Raw genomic sequence first — 24137 nt, 5'->3', positions numbered from 1 at the left:
TCACATGGTGCGCACGTGGGTGGACCAGGTGTCGATCTGGCGCTTCACCTCGTCCTTGGCGTAGCCGTAGCGCTCCTGGAGCTTGCCCTCCAGGACCTCCCGGTTGCCGTTGATCTGCGTCAGGTCGTCGTCGGTGAGCTTGCCCCACTGCGCCTTGACGTTGCCGGAGATCTGCTTCCAGTTGCCCTCGATGCGATCCCAGTTCATGGCTCGTCCTCTCAATGGTTGGAAGATGCCGGGACAACGCGGACGCGTCCCTGCGGGTTCCCGCAGCGGGCGGCACGGAGCGGACCAGGAAGGACAGGCGCGTGGTGCGACACGAGGACGATGCGGCGCTGGCCGCGCGGGTGGCGAAGGGCGAGCGCGCGGCGCTGGCGCGGGCGATCACGCTGGTGGAATCGCGCCGGCCGGACCACCGCCAGCGCGCCGAGGCGCTGCTCCAGGGCCTTCTGCCGCGCACCGGCGGCGCCTTCCGCGTCGGCATCACCGGCGTGCCCGGCGTGGGCAAGTCCACCACCATCGACGCGCTCGGCACCTACCTGACCGGCAAGGGCCGCAAGGTGGCGGTGCTGGCGGTGGACCCCTCATCCACCCGCACCGGCGGCTCGATCCTCGGCGACAAGACGCGCATGGCGCGCCTCTCGGTGGACCCCAACGCCTTCATCCGACCCTCCCCCTCCGGCGGCACGCTGGGCGGCATCGCCGCCAAGACGCGCGAGACCATGCTCCTGTGCGAGGCCGCCGGCTTCGACGTGGTGCTGGTGGAGACGGTGGGCGTCGGCCAGTCGGAGACCGCGGTCGCCGACCTCACGGATACCTTCCTGGTCCTGATGCTGCCGGGCGCCGGCGACGAGCTGCAGGGCATCAAGAAGGGGGTTCTGGAACTGGCCGACATCGTCGCCGTGAACAAGGCGGACGGCGACAACATCGCCCGCGCCAAGGCGGCCGCCGGCGAGTACCGCGCGGCGCTGCACCTGCTCGGCCCGCGCAGCGAGCACTGGTCGCCGCCGGTGCTCACCTATTCCGCCCTGACCGGCGCCGGCATTCCCGACGTGTGGGAGCAGGTGGAGCTGCACCGGCGGAAATGCGAGGCCGCGGGCGCCTTCGCCGCCACCCGCCGCGCCCAGCAGGTGCGCTGGATGTGGACCCTGCTCAACGAGCGCCTGGCCGCGCGCGTCACCCACGACCCGGCGGTGAAGGCGCGCCTGCCGGAGCTGGAGCGGCAGGTGGCCGAGGGGACCCTCGCCCCGGCACTGGCGGCGGCGGAGATCGCCCACCTGATCGGCCTGTGAGGGAGCGGCCATGACGCGGCCAACGCTCCTCGTCACCGGCTTCGGCCCGTTCCCCGGCGTGCCGGCGAACCCCTCCGCGGTGCTGGCGCGGCAGGTGGCGCGGCTGCGGCGCCCCGCTTTGGCGCGCTTCCGCCTCCAGGTGGAGGTGCTGCCCACCCGCTGGGACGGGCTCGACGGGCTCGCCGCCCTGATCGCGCGGCAGCGACCGGCGGCGGTGCTGATGCTGGGGGTCGCCGCCCGGCGGCGGCTGGTCTGCGTGGAGGGCCGGGCCATGAATGCGGCGCGACCGGCGCCCGACGCCGCGAAAGCGCATCCGGCAGCGGTCCGGCTGGCGCTGGAGGGACCGGACGCGCGCCCGTCCACCGCCCGCCTCGCGCCGCTGCTGGCCGCGCTCCGGCGCCACCGCGTGCCGGCCCGCCTGTCGCGCGATGCCGGGCGCTATCTGTGCAACGCCTCCTATTTCCGCGCCCTGGCGGCGGCCGGCGCGGTGCCGGTGGCGTTCATCCACCTGCCCGGCCGCTCCGGCCGGCCGCGCGGGGTCGGGAGCGCCCGCATGGGCCGCGCTTTGAGCGACCTCCTGGTCGCGCTCGCCGCCCAGGCGCGCTGACCGGCCTCAGGCCTCCATGAGGTCGATGCGGTCGCGCCCGCCATTCTTGGCGCGGTAGAGCATGTCGTCGGCCCGCTTCAGGGCGTCGTAGGCGGCGATCATCGCCGGGTTGCGCACCGCGCAGATGCCGATGCTCACCGTGAGCCGGGCAAGGCGCGGATTGATGCGCGCCCAATCCACCATGCGCAGCGAGCGGCGCATGCTGCGGGCGATCGCCATGGCCTCCTCGCCGGTGGCGTTCGGCAGCAGCACGGCGAATTCCTCGCCGCCATAGCGGGCGGCAACATCGGCCGACGGCGTCACCGCCTCCTTCACCGCCGCCGCCACCCGGCGCAGGCATTCGTCGCCCGCGGCATGGCCGAAGCTGTCGTTCACCGCCTTGAAGTGATCGAGGTCGATGAACATCACCGCGATCGGCCGGCCCTCGGCGACCGACTTCGGCCACTGCTCGGTCAGCGCCTGGTCGAAGCGGCGCCGGTTGGCAAGCCCCGTGAGCACGTCGGTGGCGGCGATGGTGGCGAGCTCGTCCATGGCCCGCTTCAGATCCGCCTGCTGCCGCTTGAGGACGGTGATGTCGGAATGGGTGAAGAACCCCACGCCGCTCGCCGAGCGCCGCGCGATCACCCGCCGCCAGCGCCCGCCCGGCAGGCAGACCTCGAACGGCGCGCCGGCAAAGCGCAGGTTGTCGAGCGCCGAGGCCTCGGCCGCGCGGTCCTCCTGCCCCGCCTTCAGGCAGGCCTCGCGCACCACGTCGGCGAAGGTGAGGCCGATGACCGATCGCTCGTCCGGCACGTCGTAGAGCGTGCGGAACTCGTCGTTGGTGGCGACGATCCGATCCTCGCCATCGAGCACCATGGCGCCGTCGGCGATGAAATTGAGCAGGTCGATCGGAAAGACGGCCCACCGCTCATCCTGAGCCGGAACCACCTGCTCCGGGGCGATGTCCTGCCAGATGCGCACGCGGTGGCCGTCCGGCGTCGACTGGGAGGCGACGCGCAGCCTGCGGCCGCGATGGCTGAACACGAACGGCCGGGTCTGGCTGCGATGGCGCTCGATGCCTTCCTCGATGTAGCGCTCGATATTGGCGCGCTCGGCCTCCGACAGCCGTCCGCGGTAGAAGCGCAGGAGATTTTCGCGGTAGGGCTCGCCCACATGGACATGACCCGCATGCTCGGGAAAGAAGCGCAGGAAGGCGTCGTTCCACAGCACGGTGCGATCCTGCGCATCGAACAGGCAGAGCGCCACATCCAGCGTATCCAACACCTCGCCGAAAAACGCATAGGAATCCAGATTCGGCACGGCGCCCTCTTGCCCCCGCGGCGCGCCATGATTGCGCGGGCGCGCCCGTGCAACAAGCCATCTTCGGCCGGCCGCAGGAACTATCCACCAAAGACGCGCCGCGCGGGCGACAGACGGCATGCGCCCGTTCGCGAGCGGATCGCGCCGCGAACTGCGCTTTGCGGCGGGCCCGCCGCCGCAGTGAATTGACGCAAGTGGCGCGACGCGTCCGTGCCGGCCTCGGCCTGGGCTCTGGCCACGAAATTAAACCCATTGATTTTATTAAATAATTTATTTCGGATACAGGACGGAACGGCCCTTCAAATGCCCGCCTCAATGACGTAAAGCGCCTCTCATCTTCCGCGCCGCCGCCGGCTCCGCCCCGTCATCAGGACCCATCCGTGACGATCTATCTGCCCATCGCCGAGCTGCCGGTTGCCATATTCACCATATTCGCCATGGGCTTGGCGGTTGGATTCATCTCCGGCATGTTCGGCGTGGGCGGCGGATTCCTGATGACGCCGCTGCTGATCTTCACCGGCGTCCCGCCGACGGTGGCGGTGGCGAGCGTGTCGCCCTACATGGCGGCCTCCTCCTTCTCCGGCGCGCTCTCCTATCTGCGCAAGGGCATGGTGGACCTGACGCTCTCCGGCGTGCTGCTGAGCGGCGGCCTCGTAGGCACGGCGGCGGGGGTGGCGTTGTTCGCCTTCCTGCGCCGCGTCGGCCAGGTCGATCTCGCCATCGCCCTGTCCTACACGGCGCTGCTCGGCGCCATCGGCACGCTGATGCTGACCGAGAGCGTGCGGGCCATCGCGCGGTCGCGGCGCGGCGGCGCGCCCCAGGTGCGCCGGCCGGGCACCCATTCCTGGTTCATGCGGCTGCCGCTGAAGATGCGATTCCGCCGCTCGCGCATCTATGTCTCGGCGATCCCGGTGGTGACGCTCGGCTTCGTCATCGGACTGCTCGGCGCGGTGCTGGGCGTCGGCGGCGGCTTCATCCTGGTGCCGGCGCTGATCTACATGCTGCGCGTGCCGACCCAGACCTCGGTCGGCACCTCGCTGGTGCTCACCCTCGTCACCATGACCGCCGCCACCGTGCTGCACGCCGAGGCCAACGGCACGGTGGACGCGGTGCTCGCCCTGGTGCTCATGATCGGCGGCACGGTGGGCGCCCAGTTCGGCGCCCGCGCCGGCCAGACCATGCGGCCGGAATATCTGCGCCTGCTGCTCGGCCTGCTGGTGCTCTCGGTCGCCGTCCGCGTCGCCGCCGATCTCGTGCGCCCGCCGGCGGATGCCTACATCATCGCCCCGGTCGAGGGACCGCCATGAGCCGCGCCGACCGCCGCGCAAGCGGCCGCCCCCTCCTTGCGCTGGCGCTCGCCGCCGCCACCACGACCTTCGCCAGCCCCGGCGCGCACGCCGCGGAGGCGCGCGCCGAAGCGGTCGTGCTCTCCATCTCCCAGCGCGAGGTCCTGATCACGTCGAGCTTCGCCGGTGCCGACCTCACCATCTTCGGCGTCGCCGAGCCGAAGGGCGCCGCCGCGCCGCGCCCCGACGTGGTGGTGACCGTGCGCGGACCCGAGCAGACCTTCCTCACCTGGCGCAAGTCGCAGGTGATCGGACTGTGGATGAACACCGACAGCCGCGCGTTCCTGGACGTGCCCGGCTTCCTGAGCGTCATGTCCAGCCGGCCCGCGGCGCTCCTCGCCGGTCCGGAGATCCTGCGCGCCGAGCAGATCGGCCTCGACCGCATCCTGCTGCTGCAGCGCGTGGGCCCCGACTTCGCCGACGTGGTGCCTTCCGACCCGTTCCGCACCGCCTTCCTGCGCATCCAGGCGGCGCACCAGCTCTACCAGGACGACCCAGCAGGCGTCACGTTCCTGGCTCCGAACGTGTTCCAGTCCCAGCTCAGGCTACCGGGGCACGCGCCCATCGGCCGCTACGAAGTGCATGTGAAGGTGCTCAGGGACGGCCAGGTCACGGGCGAAGCGCGGACACACTTTGAAGTTGCACGCACAGGATTCGAGCAGAGTATCGCGGCTTTCGCGCACACTAGCGGTATACTCTATGGTATTTCCGTTGCGTTTGGCAGTCTCGTGGTCGGTTTCTTGGCGAACCTGTTGTTCCGGAAGGAATGACCTTCAGCCGGCATCATGATGATCGCCCGATTGTCGCGCGCTAGCATGCCGGCATTGTATGCCAGCATGGACCATTCAGTTACCAGTGATTGAATTTGTCGGTGTTGATCGACATTTTTCGCTTGAAGTTGCACCGCGAACTCGTCACAGAAGACGCGAAGGGCCTGATGTGGCCGATCTCCTTCGGGTGCCAAGCCCTGACCGGCGCCCGTAGGGACGGGGCGGCGCCTTGCGGCGCCGTCCCGGCTCCCTACCGGAAGTCGTCCCGCTACGACACTCCCGCCAAGACCCTCCCGCCAAGATCGTCCCGCCAGGACGGAAATCCGCATCGGCCGGATTCATCGCGCTCCCCGCCCCCGGCCCTCTTCTGCTCCGCTCCTGACCGAGCCTCGGCGCGGACATCACCGCGCGGCACGATGCGCGGCATGGTCATGCGACCGTGAATGGGGCATATGTCCTTCCGGAACCGCGCGCAGGGGCGTCGATCGGCAGCGTCCGGAGCGATATCATGGCCGGCCGGCGGCAGTCGTCCTCCTGGCGGCACTCCGGTCTCGGGGCGCAGAGACCATCGCCCGGTCCAACCTTGGCCGGGCCTGGCGGGCGCGTCGGCCGGATGAGGGAGGTGCATTTGGCGGGGACCATCGCAATTTCGGTCGAAGGCGGCATCGCCCGGCTCGTTCTCTCCAATCCGGAGCGGCGCAACGCCATCTCCAGCGGCATGTGGCGCGCGCTCAGCGCGTTCGCGGCGGATGCCGCGCGGCCGGGCGACATCCGCGTCGCCATCCTGCGCGGAGAGGGCGACCTCGCCTTCTCCGGCGGCGCCGACATCTCCGATTTCGACACCGCCCGCTCCGACGCGTCCGGGGCGCAGAGCTATGACGATCTGGTGGAGGCCGCCTGCTCGGCGATCGAAGGGCTGCCGTTCCCGACCCTCGCCTTGGTGCGTGGCGCCTGCGTCGGCGCGGGCGCGGCGCTGGCGGCGAGCTGCGATCTCAGGATCGCGGCGGACGACGCCTTCTTCGCCATTCCCGCGGCGCGTCTCGGCCTGGGCTACGATCCGCGCGGGTTCGCGCGGCTGGCGCGCGCGTTCGGCGGCCAGAGCGTGCGCACCCTGTTCTTCACCGCCGAGCGCATGACCGCGGTCCGTGCCCAGGAGGTCGGCGCGGTGGACCTGTGCCTGCCCGGCGCCGAGGTCGAGGCAGCGGCCGTGCGCATGGCCCAGCGCATGGCGGACAACGCGCCCCTGACCCTGCGGGCGGCGAAGCTCTCGATCCGCGCCACCGAGGGCGCGCCGCACCAAGTGCTGGCGGAGGCGCGCCGCGCCACCGCCTTGGCCAATGCCAGCGCGGACTATCGCGAGGGACGCCTCGCCTTCGCCGAGAAGCGGGCGCCGCGCTTCACCGGGGCCTGAACGGACCGGCCACGGCGCGCGCCGATCGGAACGCGCCTCCCTCGTCGCCCGCGCGAGAGGGCGAACGCGAGAGGTCGAAAGCAAGAGGGCGAAGCCCGAGCGGATCGACACCGCCCGCATGGATCGCCCTCCCGGCGCCTCAGCGGCTGGCGGCGGCCTTCAGGCGCTTGTTGCAGGCGCTCCAGTATTGCGGCCAGGTCTGGCCGTCGGGAATCTTGCCGGCCTCCTTCTGGGACCGCCATTGGGCGCCGCACTCCTTCATCCGCTCGCGCGCGGCGAGCTGGCCCGGGGTCGGCTCGCGCACGCCCTCGCCGGTGTCCTCGTCGTCGTCCACCGCCGGCTTGGCGGCCGGCTTCGCCGCGGCGGGCGCCTGGGCGGGCGCGGACGCGGGCTTGGCGGTCGCCGGAGCGCCCGGCTTCGCCGCCGCGGCGGCCGGTGCGGCAGCAGGCGCGGCGGCGGGGCTCGCCGCGGAAAGGCGCGCGGCGCATTCGCTGTAGAACTTGGGCCAGGTGGCGCCGGCAGGGAGCTTGCCCCCGGCCTTGGCCTGCTTCCATTCCTCGGCGCAAAGCGCCTGGCTCGAATGGCCGGCTGCCGGCGTCGCGTCGGGCTTGGCGGCGGCCGCCGGGCTGGCGGGCTTGGCGGCCGCGGCGGGCGTCGCCGCGGCCGGCGTCGCGCCCGAGAGGCGCGCGGCGCACTCGCTGTAGAATTTCGGCCAGGTGGCGCCGGCCGGCAGCTTGCCGCCGTCCTTGGCCTTCTTCCACTCCTCCGCGCAGACCGTCTGGCTCGAAGAGGCGGCGCTCTGCGCCGGCTTTGCCGCAGCGGAAGCCGGCGCGGCGGCGGGCTTGGGCGCCGGCTTGGCCGTATCCGTTGACACCGCCGCGGGCGCCGACGCGGCGGGAGCGGCGGCCGCGCCGAGACGCGCGGCGCATTCGCTGTAGAACTTCGGCCAGGTCATGCCATCCGGCACCTTGCCCGCGTCCTTGGCCTTGCTCCATTCGGCCGCGCATTGCTGCTGGCGTGATGGCGTCTCGGCGGCGGCGGGCAGGCTGACGGCGAGGGCGGCACCGAAGGCGGCGCCGAAAAATGCGATGCGCAACGTCATTGCGCGCTCTCCCCAGAACGCCGCGCGATCTGCGCAGCGCCGCAGCCTACCGCAGATCGAGAGGCAAAATCGACGGCAGAATCTGCTCCGGCCGCCCGCTCACAGGGTGACGTAACGGCGGCTGAACCCGCCGCCAGGCAGCGGGGCAGCCTGAGGCACGCGCTTCTCCGATCTGCCTCTTGCACCCGAAGCCGGATATTTCCGGCATCGGCACTCTCAAACCGGACGCCGCTTCCGCTACGTTCGGGCGGGGAGACTGCTGCCGCGCGCCCGGCCCGGCGCTGGAATTCAAGCTGACCCGTTCCCAGCAGCCAAGGGTGTTGGACATGGCGCCGACCCGAAGATATGTTCCGCCGCCGCGATGGGGCGTAGCCAAGTGGTAAGGCAGGGGATTTTGATTCCCCCATTCCCTGGTTCGAATCCAGGCGCCCCAGCCACTGTCGTATTTCCGTTATTTTTCAAAATATTATGACAATAGAACCGGATCATTCCAAAATATTCAACACCACCTTGACGTTGTTACCTGCAATCCTGGCGAAGGGCCGCGCTGCCGATCCAGGATGATGTCGCCCCCACCTCTCGCCTCCATGCCACGCAGCAAGCAACAGGGGCGAGGGTTGGCTCGCTTGATGCTGAATGCGCGGCGCGAGACATTCATACCCCTGCTTCGCGCTTCGTTTCTCTTGAACAGAGAAACAGAGAAGCGCGCATGCGCCCCTCAAATTCCTCCTGCCGCAGGGAACCCGGCTTTGCCGCAGGTGCTCCCGTGCCGGTCTCAATGATATCCGTTCGCGGGAACCTCTTCTGCCAAGCAGTCCGGATCGATACCCAAGACGGCCTCTTTGAATCGCAGAGCTTTCGCGACGCGCGCCGGGATTTTCTCCTGGCCAGCCGACTTATGTATTCGGGTCCTGAAGCGCGCCGGAACGGATCCCCCGAAGCGAGAGGCCGCTACACGGCGCGACACGGATGTCGTAACGAAATGCCGGCGCAGGTCTGCGGAGGCATGGGGGATGGCCAGTGCGAGCACGGGCGCGGCGCTGCTTTTGGCTCTTTCATCGTCAGCCGTGCTTGCCCAGGTGGAGCCGTGGGGCGGCAATGTGCCAGGGTGGAAATTCACCCAGACGGCGGAGGCGGGCGGCATCGTCAATTGTCGCGCGACGCAGGGTGCATACCTGATCTCTCGAAGCAGCCGCGGCCGGACCTACGTATCCGTGCCTCCGCCAGCCGGCTTGCCCAGCGGCCGGTACAATGAGGGGCGGGCTTCGATCATCATCGGCGGCGCCGCCGAGCCGATCGACGCGGAGCTCAATGGCCGCCTGCTATTCTACATCAGTTCGGCCCAGGCAGCGACCCGAACGACTATGAGGTGACGTTCATCGAAGGCCGGGATGGGGAGAAGTGGGCGCGCATCACGGAAGGGCGCAACGATGGCCCCGGGCTTCTGGACGATGCGCTTCCCAATTTCACTCAGATATCCTTTTCCGGTCGGAACATCATCCTTGAGCGCCCGCTCAATGGGAGCAAGCGCGCGCTGGATGTGTTCTTCCGGTGCAGCAACGACCTTCAATAGCGCTTTCCGTCTCGCTCCGACGCGCGATTTCCCAGACTTCTCAGCCATTGCGGCGTCGCCCACTTCCGTCGCGGGGGCGATGGGCCGAAGCGGCTTTTCTGCGAACGATCTCTGACTTTCCCCAGCCCTTCAGCTGCGGAAGCGCCATTGGCGAACGGGAAGCCGGATCGGGGACGCCGCGCGGAAAGGCGCGAGCGCGCGCCCGGGCCTATCCCAGGCCCCGGGTGGGGCGCGCGAGGCGGGCGGAGGCGAACGCGTCGAAGTCGGCGCGCGGGAGGGGACGGGCGAAGAAGTATCCCTGCGCCTCCTCGCAGCGATGGGCGCGCAGAAACGCCATCTGCCGCTCCGTCTCCACCCCCTCGGCCACCACCTCCAGGCCGATATTGTGCGCCATCACCAGGATCGACTGGACGATGGCGGCATGCTCCGGCGCCGCCGCGTCGGCGATCTTCTGCACGAAGCTGCGGTCGATCTTCAGGCGCGTCAGCGGATAGCGCAGCAGATAGCTCAGCGACGCGTAGCCGGTGCCGAAGTCGTCGAAGGCGAGGCCGATGCCCCGCTTGTGCAGCGCCTTGAGCACGTCGAGCACCTCGTCGCCGTGGCCGAGGGCGATGTTCTCGGTGATCTCAAGCTCCAGCTGGCGGGCATCGAGCCCGCTGCGCGCGAGGGCGCTCTCCACGTCGTCGAGCAGCGTGCGGGAATGGAACTGGATCGGGAACAGGTTGACGCCGATCCGCAGCGCCCCGAGCCCCTTCTCGCGCCAGGCGGCTGCGGCCTCGCACGCGCTCGTCAGCACGAACTGGCCCGCCTCCGCCGCCGCCGGGCTGCGGCTGAGGGCATCGATGAAGGCCGCCGGCGCCAGCAGCCCGCGCTCCGGATGACGCCAGCGCAGCAGCGCCTCCGCCCCCACGATGGCATCGTCGGCGAGGCGGATCTGCGGCTGGAAATGGAGCTCGAACTCCTGCTGCGCCACGGCGCGGCGCAGCTCGCTCTCGATCTCCTGGCGCGCGCGCGCCTCGGTGCGGATGGCCGGCGCGAAGACCCCGAGCTTGCGCGCCCCTCCCGCCTTGGCGGCATTGAGCGCGAGATCGGCGTTGAGGATCAGGTCCTCGCTCCTGTGACCGTGGTCCGGCGCGCGGGCGAGGCCGCATGACACCGAGACGAACAGCCGATATCCGTCGACCTCGATCCGCTCTTCCAGGATGCGCACCACCTCCTCGGCCTGCGCCACGCCGGCGTCTGGCGAAGGGCCGCCCTTGAACAGCATGAAGAACTCGTCGCCGCCGGAACGGTAGAAGCGGCAGCCGTCCGAGGCGAGACGCATGAGGCGCGCGCCGATCTCGCCGATCACGCGGTCGCCGGTGGAATGGCCGAGAAAATCGTTGATGTCCTTGAAGCCGTCGAGGTCGAACACCGCGAGCGCCAGCGGCGACGCGTCGGCCCCGTCGAGCGCGGCCGAGAGGTCACGCAGCAGGCTCACCCGGTTCGGCAACCCCGAGAGCTGGTCGAAATAGGCCAGCCGGTCGAGCCGCAGCGCGGCCGCCATGCGCTCGGTGATGTCGCGGCCGATCACGAGGCCGCTATCGAGCCCCGGCGCCCACACGCCGAGGAAGGAAAGGGTGAGCAGGTGCCCGTCCTTGTGGCGCATGTCCGCCACCACCTCGGGCGCGCGCTGCCCGGCGGCCAGGGTAGAGAGCGCGGCTTTCAAGCTGGCGCGCTGCTCGGGCACGGCGAAGATGCTGCCCTCGCGCCCCACCATCTCCTCGGGCAGGTAGCCGAGGATGGCAGCCGAGCTCTTGCTCACCCGCCGTACGATCCCCGCGCGGTCGATCACCAGGATCAGGTCCACCGAGGTCTCGAACAGGAGGCGCTGCTCCTCCGCCTCGCGCCGGATCTGCGCGGACTGCGCGCTCATGGTGCGCAGCGCCTCGGACCGCTCCGTCGCCGCCAGCGGCAGCCAGCGCCACAGCAGGATGACGAGCACCAGGATCGCCGCCAATACATTCAGGATCTTGGGCAGGATCAGCAGCTCGGGCCGGGCCAGCGCGGTCTCGACGGCCTCGGGGAACACGCCGTACCGCGAGCCCCACAGGAGCCCGAAATAGAAATTCTCGGCGATGTTGCGCACCACGTCGATGGCGAGGACGGCAAGAAGAAGCCAGGTGGTGCCGTAGACGCCGGACTTGCCGCGCGCCGCCGCCCTCGCAACCGCGCAAAGCACGGCCAGCCACAGAGCGACAATGACCCAGTAGATCAACGCTGTCGCCAATGCCACGGCAGCCCCCTTGGACGACGCGACACTGCATCGCACGATCAGATCACGAGCCCGTTTGGTTTAAAAGCATACGCGATATCAGAAGCTCATCTCAACAAAGCAGCGACAGAATATCAAGATACCATCAAACGACAATGCGCCGCCGTCAGGCCACCGCGCGCGGCGTTTCCGGCGCGCTCCGGTCTCGCGCCGCCTTCACATCCCGCGCCGGCGACAGGCCGAACATGCGTCCATACTCACGGGTGAACTGGGGCACGCTCTCATAGCCCACCGCGAACGCCGCGCTGGCGGCGCTGGCGCCGTCCTGGAGCATCAGCCGGCGTGCCTCGATGAGGCGGAGCTGCTTCTGGAACTGGAGCGGCGTGAGCGTGGTCACGGCGCGGAAATGCTGATGGAAGGTGGACAGGCTCATGCCCGCCGCCGCGGCAAGGCGCGCCACGGGCACCGGGCGGGCGAACTCGGCGCGCAGGATCGCCACCGCGCGCGCCACCCGCTGGGCGTGGCCATCCGGCCAGCCGAGCCGGCGGATCGCCGGCCCGTGCCGCCCCGCCAGCAGCCAATAGTGCATCTCGCGCACCAGCTGATCCTGCAGAACGGGCAGCGCCTGCGGACGATCGAGCAAGCGCATCAGGCGCAGCGCCGCCTCGCTCACCTCGGCGTCGGTGGGCGCGGTGCGCACCGGTGCGGGATCGGCGAGATGGGCCGCCTCCATCTCCGCGCTGAGCGCGGTGATGAGGCCGAGGTCCAGCGCCATCACCAGCGAATAATAGGGCTTGGCGGGGCTCGCCTCGACGATCCGGCTGCGGATCGGCACGTCTGCCGTGATGATGAGGGATTCGCCGGCGGAGAAGGAGAAGCTGTCCTCCCCCTGGGTGACATGCTTGCGCCCCTGGACCACCAGGCACACCAGCGGCCGGTAGATGTCGTGGGTGAGTTCGGTGGGCGCGCGGGCGCAGACCGTCGCGAGCCCCGGGATCGCCGTCATGGCAATGCCCGCGGCTCCGGCGTGGCGCGCAACGTGGGCGCGGACGGCATCGAGCAGGGTCGTCATGGCCGGAAGACTAGCGCAGCGGCGCGGCGCGCGCACCTGTCGCCTGCGGCCTCCCGGAGAATCAGGCAAGCATTCGCGAGCTTCGGACAACATCGCGGGCGTCGCCGGGCGCATAACCCCTGCATCGAACCAACCCCGTGGGAGAGCGGCAATGACCTCGGCACAGTCCCCCAAGATCACCCTCGTCACCGGCGGCAGCCGCGGCCTCGGCCGCAACACCGCCCTCGCGATCGCCCGCAAGGGCGGCGACGTCGTCATCACCTATCAGAGCCGGGCCGACGCGGCGCAGGAGGTGGTGGCCGAGATCACCGCCATGGGCCGCAAGGCGGTGGCGCTGAAGCTCGACACCGGCGCCGTCGCCGGCTTCGTCGATTTCGCGGCGGCCCTGAAGGCGGCGCTGCGGGAGACCTTCGGCCGCGAGAGCTTCGACAACCTCGTCAACAATGCGGGCCATGGCGACTTCACGCCGCTCGGCGGGACCACGGAGGCGACGTTCGACCGGCTGGTGAACGTGCACCTGAAGGGGGTCTTCTTCCTCACCCAGGCGCTGCTGCCGCTGATCGCCGACGGCGGGCGCATCGTCAACCTGTCGTCCGGGCTGACCCGCTTCTGCTATCCGGGCTACAGCGCCTACGCCGCCATGAAGGGCGCGGTGGAGGTGCTCACCCGCTACCTCGCCAAGGAGCTGGGCCCGCGCGGCATCGCCGTGAACACCGTGGCGCCCGGCGCCATCGCCACCGACTTCGGCGGCGGCGCGGTGCGCGACAACGCCGAGATCAGCCAGCACGTGGCTGGGGTCACCGCGCTCGGCCGCGTCGGCGTGCCGGATGACATCGGGCCGATGATCGCCAGCCTGCTCGGCGAGGACAACCGCTGGGTGAACGCCCAGCGCATCGAGGTGTCCGGCGGCCAGGGCCTCTGAGCCCGCTCCCGGCCCGCCGCCGCTCCGGAAAACCGGGGCGGCGGTGCCGCGCCTCAGCGCCCGAGCGCGGCCTCCAGGGCGTCGGCAACGGTCTTCGCCACCTTCACGCGGGCATAGAGCTTGTCCTCGGCCTCCACCAGGGTCCAGGGCGCCGCGCTGGTGGAGGTACGGTCCACCATCTCGCTCACGGCCGCCTCGTAGAGCGGCCACTTCTCGCGGTTGCGCCAGTCCTCCGGGGTGAGCTTGAAGCGCTTGTAGGCGACGGTTTCGCGCTGGGCGAAGCGGCGCGCCTGCTCCTCCTGGCTGATGGCGAGCCAGAACTTCACCACCACATAGCCCGCCGATGTCAGCTGGTCCTCGAAGTCGTTGATCTCGCCATAGGCGCGGCCCCATTCGTCGGGCGAGCAGAAGCCCTCCACCCGCTCCACCAGCACGCGGCCGTACCAGGAGCGGTCGAAGATGGCGGTGTGGCCCAGCGCCGGCACCCGGCGCCAGAAGCGCCACAGATAGGGCCGCGCGCGCTCCTCGTCGGTGGGCGCGGCGACCGGGTAGACGCGGAAGCGGCGCGGATCGAGCGCGTGGCGCAGCCGCATGATGGCCGAGCTCTTGCCCGCCGCGTCGCTGCCCTCGAACACCACCACGAGGCCGCGCTTGCCGAACGCGGACGCGGTGGTGAGGCGGGTGATGCGGCGCTGGGCCTCGCTCAGCTCCTCGCGATAGGTCTTCTCGTCCAGAGCCTTCGTGAGGTCGAGGGTGGAGAGGATGGAGAATTGCGGCAGCCCGTGCGGCACCTCGGCCGGGTTGGCCGGCCGCGGCTGCGGCGCCGGGGCGGGCGCGGCGTCGATGGCGCGCAGCATCTCCAGCAGCACGGTGCCGGCCATGGCGTCGCGGTATTCGCCGTCCACCGCCGGCACCACGTGCCAGGGCGCGAACGGGGTGGAGGTGAGGCGCACCACCTCCTCGGCCGCGGTCCACAGGCGCTCGCGCTCCTTCGGCGTGTCCACCTCGGTCCACTGCCGCACCACCGGGCGCGCATGCTGGCCCTTCTCCAGCGCCTTGAGGCGCGCCTGCGCCTCGTCGCCGCCGAGATAGAGCCACAGCTTGAGGATGCTGACGCCCTCCGCGTCGAGCATGGCCTCGTAGCGGCGGACGCCCTCCAGCGCGGCGGTGAAGGCGGACCGGCCGAGCTTGCCCAGCGCCCGGTCCACGAGCGCCGTCTGGTACCACGAGCCCAGCATGATGCCGATCTCCCCGTAGCCGGGGAGGTCGCGCCAGTACTTCCAGGCCGGCGGGTGGGTCAGCGCGTTGGTGGTGGGGGCGTCATAGGTCAGGGTCCGGAGCTTGCGGGCGTCGAGCCAGCCGTAGAGGCGGTTGAGCACCGCCCCCTTGCCGGCGCCGTCCGGCCCGTGGATCAGCACCAGCAGCGAGCGGCGCTTCTGGTCGATCAGCTGGAACTGGGCGTTGAGCAGGTCTTCCCTGAGCGCCGGCTCCAGCGTCTTGAAGGTGGCCTTGTCGAGCTTGTGCTCGAACTTGGCGGACTCGAACATGGCGCGTCCCCTTGCCGATCCGTTGCCGATCCGCGGCCGCTCAGGCCGATGCCACCTTCTGCACGCCGGAGGACGGCACCTTCACCAGCGCCTCGCCGTCGAGCACCACCTCGTCGCCCACCTTGCAGATGCAGGAGAGCCGGGCGCGGAACTTCTCGGGGATCAGTTCCAGCACCTTCACCTCCACGTCCACCGTGTCGTCGATGCGCACCGGGGCGCGGAAGTTGAGGGTCTGGGAGATGTAGATGGCGCCCGGCCCGGGCAGGCGGGTGCCGAGCACGGCGGAGATCAGGCTCGCCGTGTAGAGCCCGTGGGCGATGCGCCCGCCGAACGGCGTCTTGGCGGCGAAGTGCTGCGACAGGTGGATGGGATTGCGGTCGCCGGTCAGCTCGGCGAAGCCGACGATGTCGGAGGAGGAGACGGTCTTGGAGATGCGCTCGGCCCGGCCGACCGCGAGGTCCTCGAAATAAAGGTTCTGCAGCTCGAGAAACATGGCGGCGCGCTCCTCCGGGACAAGGGGCGCGCAGATTAGTGCGCGCGCGGGGAAGAGGGAAGCGAGAGGAAAGGGGGATGGTTGCGCACGTCCAGATTGACGGCCAACTCATTGCAACGCTACAGATATAAAGCAAAAAGAAGGGGGAAAGTTCATGGATGCCGCGGTGCTCTCGGATTACCGGACTCGATTCGTCGAACTCGCCAAGCGCGCCGCGAATGCCGCGCCCCGCTGTGCCAACGAGGAATCGACAAAGATGTTCCTCGTCATTCCCATGATTTCATTCCTTGGCTACGATCCCATGGACCCGAATGAAGTCTTTCCTGAACATCACTGTGATTTTTCGGAAAAATACAAGAACAGGGTCGATTTCGCCATCTTCAAGAACAACGATCCCGTCATTGCCGTTGAGACAAAGCCGGCCGGCGCCCCGAGTCTGAGAGACGACCGCGGCCAATTGCGCAGCTACTTCAATGCCGCAAAGACCGTGAAGATGGGGGTGCTGACCGACGGGTTGATCTGGGAATTTTATGCCGACTCGGACGAGCCTAACATGATGGATACCAATCCATTTCTCAGGCTCGACCTTAGGGAAGTCGCCAAGGGAAAAGTCGACGATTCAGCGCTTGAAGGGCTCCATGGCCTCGGCAAGGCTGTGTTCGACCCCGAGAACATCGGTGCGGAGGCCAAGCGCAAGCATATCTACAATTCGGTCCTTGCTCAGGTGGCGACCGTTTTTGCCGATCCGCCAGAGGAGTTTGCGCGACCGCTGCTGCGCAAGGCCGGTATCGGCCATATCTCCCAGAAGGCGCTCGACGAATACCGGCCGGTCATCCAGGCGGCCTTCAGGGAATTCATCAATCGCCAGATCCTGCACCGGCTCGATTTGCCCAAGCCCGATCAACCGACTCCGCCTGAGCCGCCCCAGCCTCCGCCAGTGACGCCGGCCGATGTCATCGTCACTTCCGAGCGCGAGATGCAGGTGTTCAAATGGGTCCTGCAGCGCCTTGCCTTCCTGGTCCGCGACGACAGCCTGTTCGCCGAGATCGCCGCCATCGATTTCCGAGACTATCAGGGCAAGTTCGTCGTCTTTTACAAGAATGTGCGCAAGGGGCGCCTGTTCGAGTTCATCGAAAGCAAGACGGCGCCCGGATATCGCTTCGTTTTCCCGGAGGAGAGCGAACTCCCGCAAACCGATATTACCGTCTCGGCATTGCCGGACATCGATGCCCCCCTTTTGGCGATATTCAAAGCGCGCGTCGGCGCCCTTTCAAAGGCGCCAGCCAGCGCGGCGGCGGATGATTGACGTGGGCCGGCGCGCAGATCTGGCAGGTTAGCCCCCTCACCCGAACGCGGCGAAGCCGAGGGTCTTGGGGTCCGCCACCTTGCGGCCGACGCGGCGGAACACGCCGATGCCCTCGCGCGAGCCGCCGTCATTGGTGTTGCCCTCGATGGTGGAGAGCACGCCGTTGACATTGTCCGTGACGATGCCGGCATGGCCCGTGTCGCCGTCGAGGCCGAGGAAGAACACCATGCCGGGCGTCACCAGCGAGGGGTCGCGCGCGGCGTCCCGGGCGGCGACGACGCGCACGCCGGCGGCGATCCGGCCCGCCTGCCGCCAGGCGGTGCGCACATGGCCGGTGCCCGGCACGCGGTTGGGCACCTTGAGCGCCGCCGCGGCACCGGCGAAGCACCAGTGGACGAAGGCCATGCACCAGGGGCTGCCGCCCTTGAGGCCGACGCTGCGCAGATAGGCCTCCACCTGCGGCCCGCGATTGCTGCCGGGCGGCACCTCGCGCACGTCGATCTCGCCCTGGGCGATCTCGATCACCGCCGAGGCGAGGTCCAATTCGCGCTTGCGCACCCGGAAGCTGGGCTTCACCCATTCGCTGTCGATGGCGAGCGGGCCGAACAGCGCGCCCCAGGTCTTCGGGCCGACGATGCCGTCGATCTCCAGCGGCACGCCCTCGAGGTCCGCCGAGCGCGACTGGAACAGCTGGATCGCGAAATGGGTGGGGGTGTCGAAGGCGCCGCTCGGCGCGCCCGGCGAGGCGCCCATCTGGGCGAGGCGCTCCTGCACCTTGCGGACCGACGCCTTGTCCCGGCTGCCGGGCAGGAGGTACTTGCCGGGAAAGCGGGGCGGATCGGCGGGGAAGTCCGCGGCGCTGCCGTCGCCGGGGACATGGGGCGTCGGGCGGGCAACGTCGTCCGGCTCCTCCGGCGGCACGAAGCCGAGGCGCGCGGCGACCTCGGGCTCGTCCTCCATCAGCGCGCTCAGAAGCGTCATGCCGCCGCACTGCTGGCTCACCGCGTCAGGCGAGAACACCCCGTCGGTGATGAACTTGCCCCGGCTATAGGCGTTGGAGAAGCCCCAGAGATAGGGGCTCTTCACGTGCGGATGGCGGCGCCGGTAGCCGAAGCCGTTATAGCGCTCCAGCGCGTAGGCGATACCGGGGACCGTCCAGTCCCGCCAACGGTCGAGCCCGTCGTGGGCGAGAGCGTCGGCGGCGCTCTCCTCCCAGCTGTAGGCGGTGCCATCGGCGGGCGGCGGCGCCGGCAGGCCCGCCGGCTCGCCGGCTCGCGGACCGTGCGGGCCGTCAGCGGATCACCATTGTGCAGATGGGCGCGGAAGGAGCCGGAGGCCTCCAGATTGTGGATCAGGCCCACCACGAACCAGGGCACGCCGCACGCGGCCTCCACCGCCGCGTAGCGCGCCCGGTTGGCGGGCAGAAGGATGCGGGCGACCAGACGCTCCACCTCCTCCCGCCGGCCCGGATTGATCACGAGCGCGGCGAACAGGGCCGCATATTCTTCCGCAAGCCGGGAATCGAATGCGACCGCCATGGCCGTGCCCTCGGGGAGGAGATCCGAGCGCCAGGGATTCCACGGGCGGTAGAGATGCGCAACCTATAATTGCACAAACTTAATAACGCATCCGAAAGTCGGCTTCAGGCCGCATCCCCGTCCCTCAGCTTGCGCATGAGGGCCTCCAGCTCCGCGTCCTTTTCCTTGGGCAGGACCACGTTGACCCGCACCAACATGTCGCCGTGGCCGCCGGTGGCGTTGGGCAGGCCCTTGCCGCGCAGGCGGAACAGGCGGCCACCGGAGGTCCAGGCGGGAATGGAGAGGTCCACCGCGCCGGAGAGCGTCGGCACCCGCACCTTGGCGCCCAGCACCGCGTCGGGCAGCGGCACGTCCACCAGCTGGCGCAGGTCGTCGCCGTCGCGCTCGAAGGTCGGGTGCGGGGCGTAGGCGATGGTCACGTAGGCATCGCCCGGCGGGCCGCCCATGGGGCTCGCCTCGCCCTGCCCCTTCAGGCGCATGCGATGGCCCTCGCGGGTGCCGGCGGCGATCTTGATGTCGATCTGCTTGCCGCTGGGCAGGCCGACGCGCTTGGACGCGCCCTCGGTCGCCTCCTCGAAGCTCACGGGCAGCGAGATCTCCATGTCGGCGCCCGGCTGGGGCGCGAAGCCCCCGCCCGCCGAGCGGCGCTGGCGGCCGAAGCCGAAGATGTCGCCGAGGTCCTCGAAGCCGCCGCCCTGGCCGCCGCCGCCACGGCGGCCGGCCCGGCGCATGCCTTCGGGACCGAAGGAGAAGCTCTCGAAGATGGTGTCGCCGTCGAAGCCGGAGAAGCCGCCGGGACCGCCCCCCGGCCCGCCGCGCCCGCCGCCGAAGCCGGCGAACTCGGGCGCCCGCGGCTTGCCCTCGGCGTCGATCTCGCCGCGGTCGTACTGGCCGCGCTTCTCCTTGTCCTCCAGGATCTCGTGGGCCGTGTTCAGCTCGGCGAACTTGTCCTGGGCCTTCGGGTCGTCCTTGTTTGCGTCCGGATGCAGCTTCTTCGCCAGCCGCCGATAGGCACGCTTGATCTCGGCCTCGTCGGCGCCCTTCGACACGCCGAGGACGTCGTATGGATCACGCATGAATTCTCACCTCGCCGGCCGGCGCTCAAGCGGCCAGCCGCATCAAACATGTGGGAGGCGGGGCTTGAAATGCAACGGCGAAGGTCAGGCACGCCCCAGAATTCGCACCTGGTTCAGCACGAAGCCCGAGCGGGCGCGGCAGGCCTCGCCCTGGACCCAGCGGTCGCCGGCCTTCGCGTCCACCACCGAGATCATGAAGTCGCGGCAGCCGCCGCGTTCGGGGCCGATGGGGGTGGCGGTGCCGCTGGCGCCGCTCGCCTTGTTCTCCCACGGGATCGAGGTGTCCTTGTCGCGCGAGGTCAGCGCCTGGTCGAGCGCCGCCTTGGCCTCGATCCAGTCCGGCTCGGCGATACCCTTCGGCGCCGCGCCCTGGGGCAGCGGCGCGGACACCGGCGTCGCGTGCGGGCGCACCGAGCCGGTGATGAGCTGGTCGTCGGGCGTGCCGAGCGTGGAGCAGCCCGCCGAGGCGAAGGCGAGGCACAGGAGCGCGGCGCCGAGAATGCCGCGCCCGAGCCCCTGCGGGAGGGCTTCGCGCCGGGGCGCCGCGCTTCTATGATGGGCAACCTGCCGGCTCTTGACGGGGCCGGTTTCGGCGATGGACGGCACGAGGGGCTCCCAGATGACGACAAGCGAGACCATGGAAGCCCACGACCCCTTAACATCCGGTGATTTTACCGAGGCGTCCGAGCCTTTCCGCCTGTTCGCGGAATGGCTGGAGGACGCCACCAGGTCGGAGCCGAACGACCCCAACGCCATGACCCTCGCCACGGTCGACGAGACCGGCCTGCCGGACGCGCGCATGGTGCTGCTGAAGGGGCTGGACGCGCGCGGCTTCGTCTTCTTCACCAACACCGGGAGCGCCAAGGGGCGCGAGCTGGCGGCGGTGCCCAAGGCGGCGCTGGTGTTCCACTGGAAGTCGCTGCGCCGGCAGGTGCGGGTGCGCGGGATGGTGGAGCAGGTGAGCGCGGAGGAGGCGGACGCCTATTTCGCCACCCGGCCGCGCCTGTCGCAGATCGGCGCCTGGGCGAGCCAGCAGTCGCGCCCGCTGGAGGGCCGGTTCGCGCTGGAAGCGGCGGTGGCGGCGACCACGGCGCGCTACGGCCTCGGCACGGTGCCGCGCCCGCCGCACTGGACCGGCTTCCGCATCGTGCCGGTGGCGATCGAGTTCTGGCACGACCGCCCGTTCCGCCTGCACGACCGGGTGGTGTTCCGGCGCGGCGGCGAGGCGGAGTCCTGGGTCCGCACGCGGCTCTATCCCTGATCCCTGATCGCTGGGCCATCCCTGAGCCGCGGCGGCGCCCGCCTCAGCCCATGCCGATATTGCCCTTCTCGCGCGGCGTGAGCTCGGCGGTCAGCCGCTCGATGCGCTCGGCCACCTCCTCGATGGTGCGGGCCACCTCCTCCTCGCTCGACTCGATGCGGGCGATGGCGGAGGCGCGGGCGTCGCGCTGGCTCTCGATGTCGCTTTCCAGCGCCCGGATGCGCGCGCGCGCCTCGGCCAGCTCGTCGGCGATGGTGATGGCGGCCATGACCACCAGGCGCTGATCGCCGATCTCGCCGAAGGCGCCGCGCAGGTCGAGGATGCGGGTGTCGATGTCCCGCGCCAGCCGCATGAGGTGCTCCTCCTGCCCCTCGTCGCAGGCCATCCGGTAGTGGCGACCGGCGATGGTGACGGAGACATGCGGCATGCGCTTATCCGCCGTGGGTCGCGAGCACGTCGCGGATGGTGCCCATGGCGACGTCGAGGCGGCGCATGACCTCGCGGCTCACCTGGGCCACCTCCTCCACCTGGCTCTGCGACAGGTCCAGCTCGGCGGCGAGGCGGGCGCGGTCGTTGCCGAGCGCGTGGAGCTGGGCGAGCAGCGCCTCCTGGTGCCGGTCCATGTCGCGGCGCCGCTCCAGCGCGTCGGCGAGCGCGTCGAGGGCCGCATTGAGGCGCTTGGTGGCGGCCTCGATGGGCGTATCCTGGAGCGGCGGACGGTGCTTCAGCGCATACATGAATTGAAGTCTAGCCGAGTCGAGGGGATTCGGGCCACCGGCCATTGGATTGTCAACGCAAAAACTTGGGCCGCGCGCGGCCCCCTGCGCCCGGAGGGGTGGCCGGCGCCGCCGCCCCCCAGTACCCAAGGAGCCGGCGCCGCCGGCTCCTCGGGCGGTATCGAGTGGCAATCGTGGCGCGCGCGGCAGTTGCCGGCGGCCGCCTGCCTCATCCTGGCCGGGCAGCGGGGGGTAGCGGATGGTTCCGAAGCGCCCCCCATCCACCCGCCGGACGCCGCCGCGACGATGGGGCGCAATCACGCGCGATCGCGCCAGCCTTGACGGCGCGGCATCCGGCGGGTTTGACACCCGGCGGTGCGCTGATATCTAGACCGCCATCAGGGCCGGGGCCGGCCGGTCCGCCCCGGCGCTCCGCGTTACCAGGCGCGCCCGTCCGGGCGCGGGAGACAAGAAGAACATGTCGAGCCGCCACAGCCATGACCGCATGGCCAACGCCATCCGGTTCCTGTCCATGGACGCGGTGGAGGCTGCCAACAGCGGTCATCCCGGCCTGCCCATGGGGGCGGCGGACATCGCCACCGTGCTGTTTGCCCAGGTGCTGAAGATCGACCCGTCCGCGCCCCACTGGCCGGACCGCGACCGCTTCGTGCTCTCGGCCGGCCACGGTTCCATGCTGCTCTATTCCGTGCTGCACCTGATGGGCTTCCCGAAGGTGACCATGGAGGAGATCAAGCGCTTCCGGCAGCTCGGCTCGCTCACCCCCGGCCATCCCGAGAACTTCGTCACCGAGGGCATCGAGACCACCACCGGCCCGCTCGGCCAGGGCATCGCCACCGCCGTCGGCATGGCCATGGCGGAGAAGGCGCTCCAGGCGCGGTACGGCGCCGAGGTGGTGGACCACCACACCTATGTGCTGTGCTCCGACGGCGACCTCATGGAGGGCATCAGCCAGGAGGCGGCGGACCTCGCCGGCCACCTGAAGCTCTCCAAGCTGATCGTCCTGTGGGACGACAACCTGATCTCCATCGACGGCGCCACCTCGCTGTCGGGCTCCACCGACCAGCTCGCCCGCTTCGCCGCCTCCGGCTGGTCCACCACCCGCGTGGACGGGCACGACCCCGCCGCCATCCTTGCCGCCATCGAGGCCGCGAAGGCCTCCGGCAAGCCGAGCCTGATCGCCTGCCGCACCACCATCGGCTTCGGCGCGCCCAAGAAGGCGGGCTCGGAGAAGGCCCACGGCTCGCCGCTCGGCGCCGAGGAGATCGCCGCCACCCGCGCCGCCCTCGGCTGGGAGGCCGCCCCGTTCGAGGTTCCCGCCGACGTGCTCGACGCCTGGCGCGCCGCCGGCGCCGCCGGCAAGGCCCGCCGCACGGCGTGGGAGCAGCGCCTCGCCACACTGCCGGCCGACAGGCAGGCGGAATTCCAGCGCACCCAGGCCGGCCGCCTGCCGGAAGCGCTCGCCGACGCCTTCGCCGCCTTCAAGGCCAAGGCGGCGGCGGACAAGGCGGCGGTCGCCACCCGCAAGTCGTCCGAGATGGTGCTCGACGCCATCACCCCGGTGGTGCCGGAGATGCTGGGCGGCTCGGCCGACCTCACCGGTTCCAACAACACCAAGGCGAAGGGCGCCAAGGCGATCACGCCGGACGACTTCTCCGGCTCGTTCGTCCACTGGGGCGTGCGCGAGCACGGCATGTCGGCGGCCATGAACGGCATCGCCCTCCACAAGGGGCTGATCCCGTTCTCGGGCGGCTTCCTTGTCTTCTCCGACTATTGCCGCCCGGCGATCCGCCTCGCCGCCCTCATGGGCGAGCGGGTGATCCACGTGCTGACCCACGATTCCATCGGCCTCGGCGAGGACGGCCCCACCCACCAGCCGGTGGAGCACCTCGCCGCCCTGCGGGCGATCCCGGACCTTCTCGTGCTGCGCCCCGCCGACACGGTGGAGACGGCGGAGTGCTGGCAGATCGCCCTTGAGACCACCGACCGCCCGTCCGCGCTGATCCTGTCGCGCCAGAACCTGCCCGTGCTCGCGCCGGGCGGGGGCGAGAACCTCTCCAGGGGCGGCGCCTACGAGATCCTGCCGGCGAGCGGCAAGGCGCAGGTGTCCCTGTTCGCCACCGGCTCCGAGGTCTCCCTCGCCGCCGAGGCCAAGAAGATGCTGGAGGCGCAGGGGGTGCCCACCCGCGTCGTCTCCGTTCCCTGTTTCGAGCTGTTCCTCGAACGCCCGGCCGCCGAGCGCGCCGCGGTGATCGGGGATGCCCCGGCGAAGGTGGCCGTAGAAGCCGCCGTCCGCATGGGGTGGGCCGATCTCCTCGGCTCGGATTTCGCCTTCGTGGGAATGACCTCGTTCGGCGCCAGCGCGCCGGGAAAGGACCTTTTCAAGCATTTCGGCATTACGCCGGAGTCGGTCGTCGCCAAGGCGCTCGACCGCCTGAAGCAGAACTGAGATCGGCGCGCGGCGGAGCGCGACGGGCGCGCGGGAGCGGAGGGGCCGTTTCCTGCGCAGGGCACACATGAGGGCCGGGCTTCAA

24 protein-coding genes and 1 tRNA gene are annotated in these 24137 nt (G+C 70.1%); 12 read left to right on the top strand and 13 right to left on the bottom strand.

What is annotated here, in order from left to right:
• On the bottom strand, window positions 1-207 hold the full coding sequence (locus V5F67_RS09710; RefSeq protein ID WP_394019208.1) for a CsbD family protein: 207 nt from the start codon (window positions 205-207) through the stop codon (window positions 1-3).
• A gap of 101 nt (window positions 208-308) precedes the next feature.
• Between V5F67_RS09710 and meaB the strand changes: the two genes are divergently transcribed.
• Together meaB and V5F67_RS09700 are read left to right on the top strand one after the other, a co-directional pair.
• Window positions 309-1292 carry a methylmalonyl Co-A mutase-associated GTPase MeaB gene (meaB, locus tag V5F67_RS09705; protein ID WP_394019206.1) on the top strand — a complete coding sequence of 328 codons (984 nt, stop codon included), beginning with the start codon at window positions 309-311 and terminating at the stop codon, window positions 1290-1292.
• A gap of 10 nt (window positions 1293-1302) precedes the next feature.
• A complete protein-coding gene (locus V5F67_RS09700) occupies window positions 1303-1899 on the top strand; it encodes a pyroglutamyl-peptidase I (RefSeq protein WP_394019204.1) in 597 nt (198 codons plus the stop codon).
• Window positions 1900-1905: 6 nt separating this feature from the next.
• Here the strand turns inward: V5F67_RS09700 and V5F67_RS09695 are convergent, their stop codons facing one another.
• Window positions 1906-3198 (bottom strand): GGDEF domain-containing protein, encoded by a 1293-nt coding sequence (locus V5F67_RS09695; protein ID WP_394019202.1) that lies wholly within the window; start codon window positions 3196-3198, stop codon window positions 1906-1908.
• A 380-nt stretch (window positions 3199-3578) separates the two neighbouring features.
• Here V5F67_RS09695 and V5F67_RS09690 point away from each other — a divergent pair, with 380 nt between their 5' ends.
• The 3 genes from V5F67_RS09690 to V5F67_RS09680 all read left to right on the top strand — a co-directional run bounded on the left by V5F67_RS09690 (window position 3579) and on the right by V5F67_RS09680 (window position 6725).
• Window positions 3579-4505, top strand: a complete 927-nt coding sequence (locus V5F67_RS09690) for a sulfite exporter TauE/SafE family protein (protein ID WP_394019200.1) — start codon at window positions 3579-3581, stop codon at window positions 4503-4505.
• Window positions 4502-5314, top strand: coding sequence for a TIGR02186 family protein (locus tag V5F67_RS09685; RefSeq protein ID WP_394019198.1), 813 nt, complete (start codon window positions 4502-4504; stop codon window positions 5312-5314). The genes V5F67_RS09690 and V5F67_RS09685 overlap by 4 nt, the downstream gene beginning before the upstream one ends.
• A 622-nt stretch (window positions 5315-5936) precedes the next feature.
• Window positions 5937-6725 carry an enoyl-CoA hydratase-related protein gene (locus V5F67_RS09680; RefSeq protein ID WP_394019196.1) on the top strand — a complete coding sequence of 263 codons (789 nt, stop codon included), beginning with the start codon at window positions 5937-5939 and terminating at the stop codon, window positions 6723-6725.
• Between the two features lie 139 nt (window positions 6726-6864).
• On the opposite strand, the gene V5F67_RS09675 is transcribed toward V5F67_RS09680, so the two are convergent.
• The gene (locus V5F67_RS09675; RefSeq protein WP_394019194.1) at window positions 6865-7827 is read right to left on the bottom strand and encodes a hypothetical protein; all 963 of its coding nucleotides are present in this window, start codon (window positions 7825-7827) and stop codon (window positions 6865-6867) included.
• 362 nt (window positions 7828-8189) lie between these two features.
• On the opposite strand from V5F67_RS09675, the gene V5F67_RS09670 reads away from it, so the two are divergent.
• From V5F67_RS09670 to V5F67_RS09660, 3 genes are all read left to right on the top strand, one after another.
• A tRNA-Gln gene (locus V5F67_RS09670) sits at window positions 8190-8264 on the top strand.
• A 576-nt stretch (window positions 8265-8840) separates the two neighbouring features.
• The gene (locus V5F67_RS09665; protein WP_394019192.1) at window positions 8841-9200 is read left to right on the top strand and encodes a hypothetical protein; all 360 of its coding nucleotides are present in this window, start codon (window positions 8841-8843) and stop codon (window positions 9198-9200) included.
• Window positions 9197-9400 (top strand): hypothetical protein, encoded by a 204-nt coding sequence (locus V5F67_RS09660; RefSeq protein WP_394019190.1) that lies wholly within the window; start codon window positions 9197-9199, stop codon window positions 9398-9400. The genes V5F67_RS09665 and V5F67_RS09660 overlap by 4 nt, the downstream gene beginning before the upstream one ends.
• Window positions 9401-9608: 208 nt before the next feature.
• Here the strand turns inward: V5F67_RS09660 and V5F67_RS09655 are convergent, their stop codons facing one another.
• Window positions 9609-11657: a putative bifunctional diguanylate cyclase/phosphodiesterase gene (locus V5F67_RS09655; protein WP_394019188.1), complete on the bottom strand. Its 2049-nt coding sequence runs from the start codon at window positions 11655-11657 to the stop codon at window positions 9609-9611.
• Window positions 11658-11820: 163 nt separating this feature from the next.
• Window positions 11821-12726: an AraC family transcriptional regulator gene (locus V5F67_RS09650; RefSeq protein ID WP_394019186.1), complete on the bottom strand. Its 906-nt coding sequence runs from the start codon at window positions 12724-12726 to the stop codon at window positions 11821-11823.
• Between the two features lie 151 nt (window positions 12727-12877).
• On the opposite strand from V5F67_RS09650, the gene V5F67_RS09645 reads away from it, so the two are divergent.
• The gene (locus V5F67_RS09645; protein WP_394019184.1) at window positions 12878-13648 is read left to right on the top strand and encodes an SDR family oxidoreductase; all 771 of its coding nucleotides are present in this window, start codon (window positions 12878-12880) and stop codon (window positions 13646-13648) included.
• Between the two features lie 53 nt (window positions 13649-13701).
• On the opposite strand, the gene pap is transcribed toward V5F67_RS09645, so the two are convergent.
• Both pap and V5F67_RS09635 read right to left on the bottom strand, forming a co-directional pair.
• The gene (pap, locus tag V5F67_RS09640; protein WP_394019182.1) at window positions 13702-15195 is read right to left on the bottom strand and encodes a polyphosphate:AMP phosphotransferase; all 1494 of its coding nucleotides are present in this window, start codon (window positions 15193-15195) and stop codon (window positions 13702-13704) included.
• A 40-nt stretch (window positions 15196-15235) separates the two neighbouring features.
• Window positions 15236-15688: a MaoC family dehydratase gene (locus V5F67_RS09635; protein WP_394019180.1), complete on the bottom strand. Its 453-nt coding sequence runs from the start codon at window positions 15686-15688 to the stop codon at window positions 15236-15238.
• Window positions 15689-15842: 154 nt separating this feature from the next.
• Between V5F67_RS09635 and V5F67_RS09630 the strand changes: the two genes are divergently transcribed.
• Complete coding sequence (locus V5F67_RS09630; RefSeq protein WP_394019178.1) at window positions 15843-16994, top strand: type I restriction endonuclease; 1152 nt, start codon at window positions 15843-15845, stop codon at window positions 16992-16994.
• A gap of 36 nt (window positions 16995-17030) precedes the next feature.
• Here the strand turns inward: V5F67_RS09630 and V5F67_RS09625 are convergent, their stop codons facing one another.
• The 4 genes from V5F67_RS09625 to V5F67_RS09610 all read right to left on the bottom strand — a co-directional run bounded on the left by V5F67_RS09625 (window position 17031) and on the right by V5F67_RS09610 (window position 20247).
• Window positions 17031-18080, bottom strand: coding sequence for a peptidoglycan-binding protein (locus V5F67_RS09625; RefSeq protein WP_394019176.1), 1050 nt, complete (start codon window positions 18078-18080; stop codon window positions 17031-17033).
• Window positions 18077-18532, bottom strand: a complete 456-nt coding sequence (locus V5F67_RS09620; protein WP_394019174.1) for a hypothetical protein — start codon at window positions 18530-18532, stop codon at window positions 18077-18079. Before V5F67_RS09620 ends, V5F67_RS09625 begins: the two co-directional genes overlap by 4 nt.
• A gap of 104 nt (window positions 18533-18636) precedes the next feature.
• Window positions 18637-19608, bottom strand: coding sequence for a DnaJ C-terminal domain-containing protein (locus V5F67_RS09615; protein ID WP_394019172.1), 972 nt, complete (start codon window positions 19606-19608; stop codon window positions 18637-18639).
• 84 nt (window positions 19609-19692) lie between these two features.
• Window positions 19693-20247, bottom strand: a complete 555-nt coding sequence (locus V5F67_RS09610; RefSeq protein WP_394019170.1) for an RT0821/Lpp0805 family surface protein — start codon at window positions 20245-20247, stop codon at window positions 19693-19695.
• On the opposite strand from V5F67_RS09610, the gene pdxH reads away from it, so the two are divergent.
• On the top strand, window positions 20228-20869 hold the full coding sequence (gene pdxH, locus V5F67_RS09605) for a pyridoxamine 5'-phosphate oxidase (RefSeq protein ID WP_394019168.1): 642 nt from the start codon (window positions 20228-20230) through the stop codon (window positions 20867-20869). The genes V5F67_RS09610 and pdxH overlap by 20 nt on opposite strands.
• 43 nt (window positions 20870-20912) lie before the next feature.
• On the opposite strand, the gene V5F67_RS09600 is transcribed toward pdxH, so the two are convergent.
• Window positions 20913-21296, bottom strand: a complete 384-nt coding sequence (locus V5F67_RS09600; protein WP_394019166.1) for a cell division protein ZapA — start codon at window positions 21294-21296, stop codon at window positions 20913-20915.
• A gap of 4 nt (window positions 21297-21300) precedes the next feature.
• On the bottom strand, window positions 21301-21606 hold the full coding sequence (locus V5F67_RS09595; protein WP_394019164.1) for a DUF4164 domain-containing protein: 306 nt from the start codon (window positions 21604-21606) through the stop codon (window positions 21301-21303).
• Window positions 21607-22063: 457 nt separating this feature from the next.
• Here V5F67_RS09595 and tkt point away from each other — a divergent pair, with 457 nt between their 5' ends.
• Entirely contained in the window at window positions 22064-24052 is a 1989-nt protein-coding gene (tkt, locus tag V5F67_RS09590) for a transketolase (RefSeq protein ID WP_394019162.1), read from the top strand.
• The last annotated feature ends 85 nt before the right edge of the window (window positions 24053-24137 follow it).

It is taken from the genome of Xanthobacter pseudotagetidis, assembly GCF_043194795.2.
Lineage (GTDB): Bacteria > Pseudomonadota > Alphaproteobacteria > Rhizobiales > Xanthobacteraceae > Xanthobacter > Xanthobacter tagetidis_A.
This window is presented reverse-complemented; position numbering and strand designations above follow the sequence as displayed.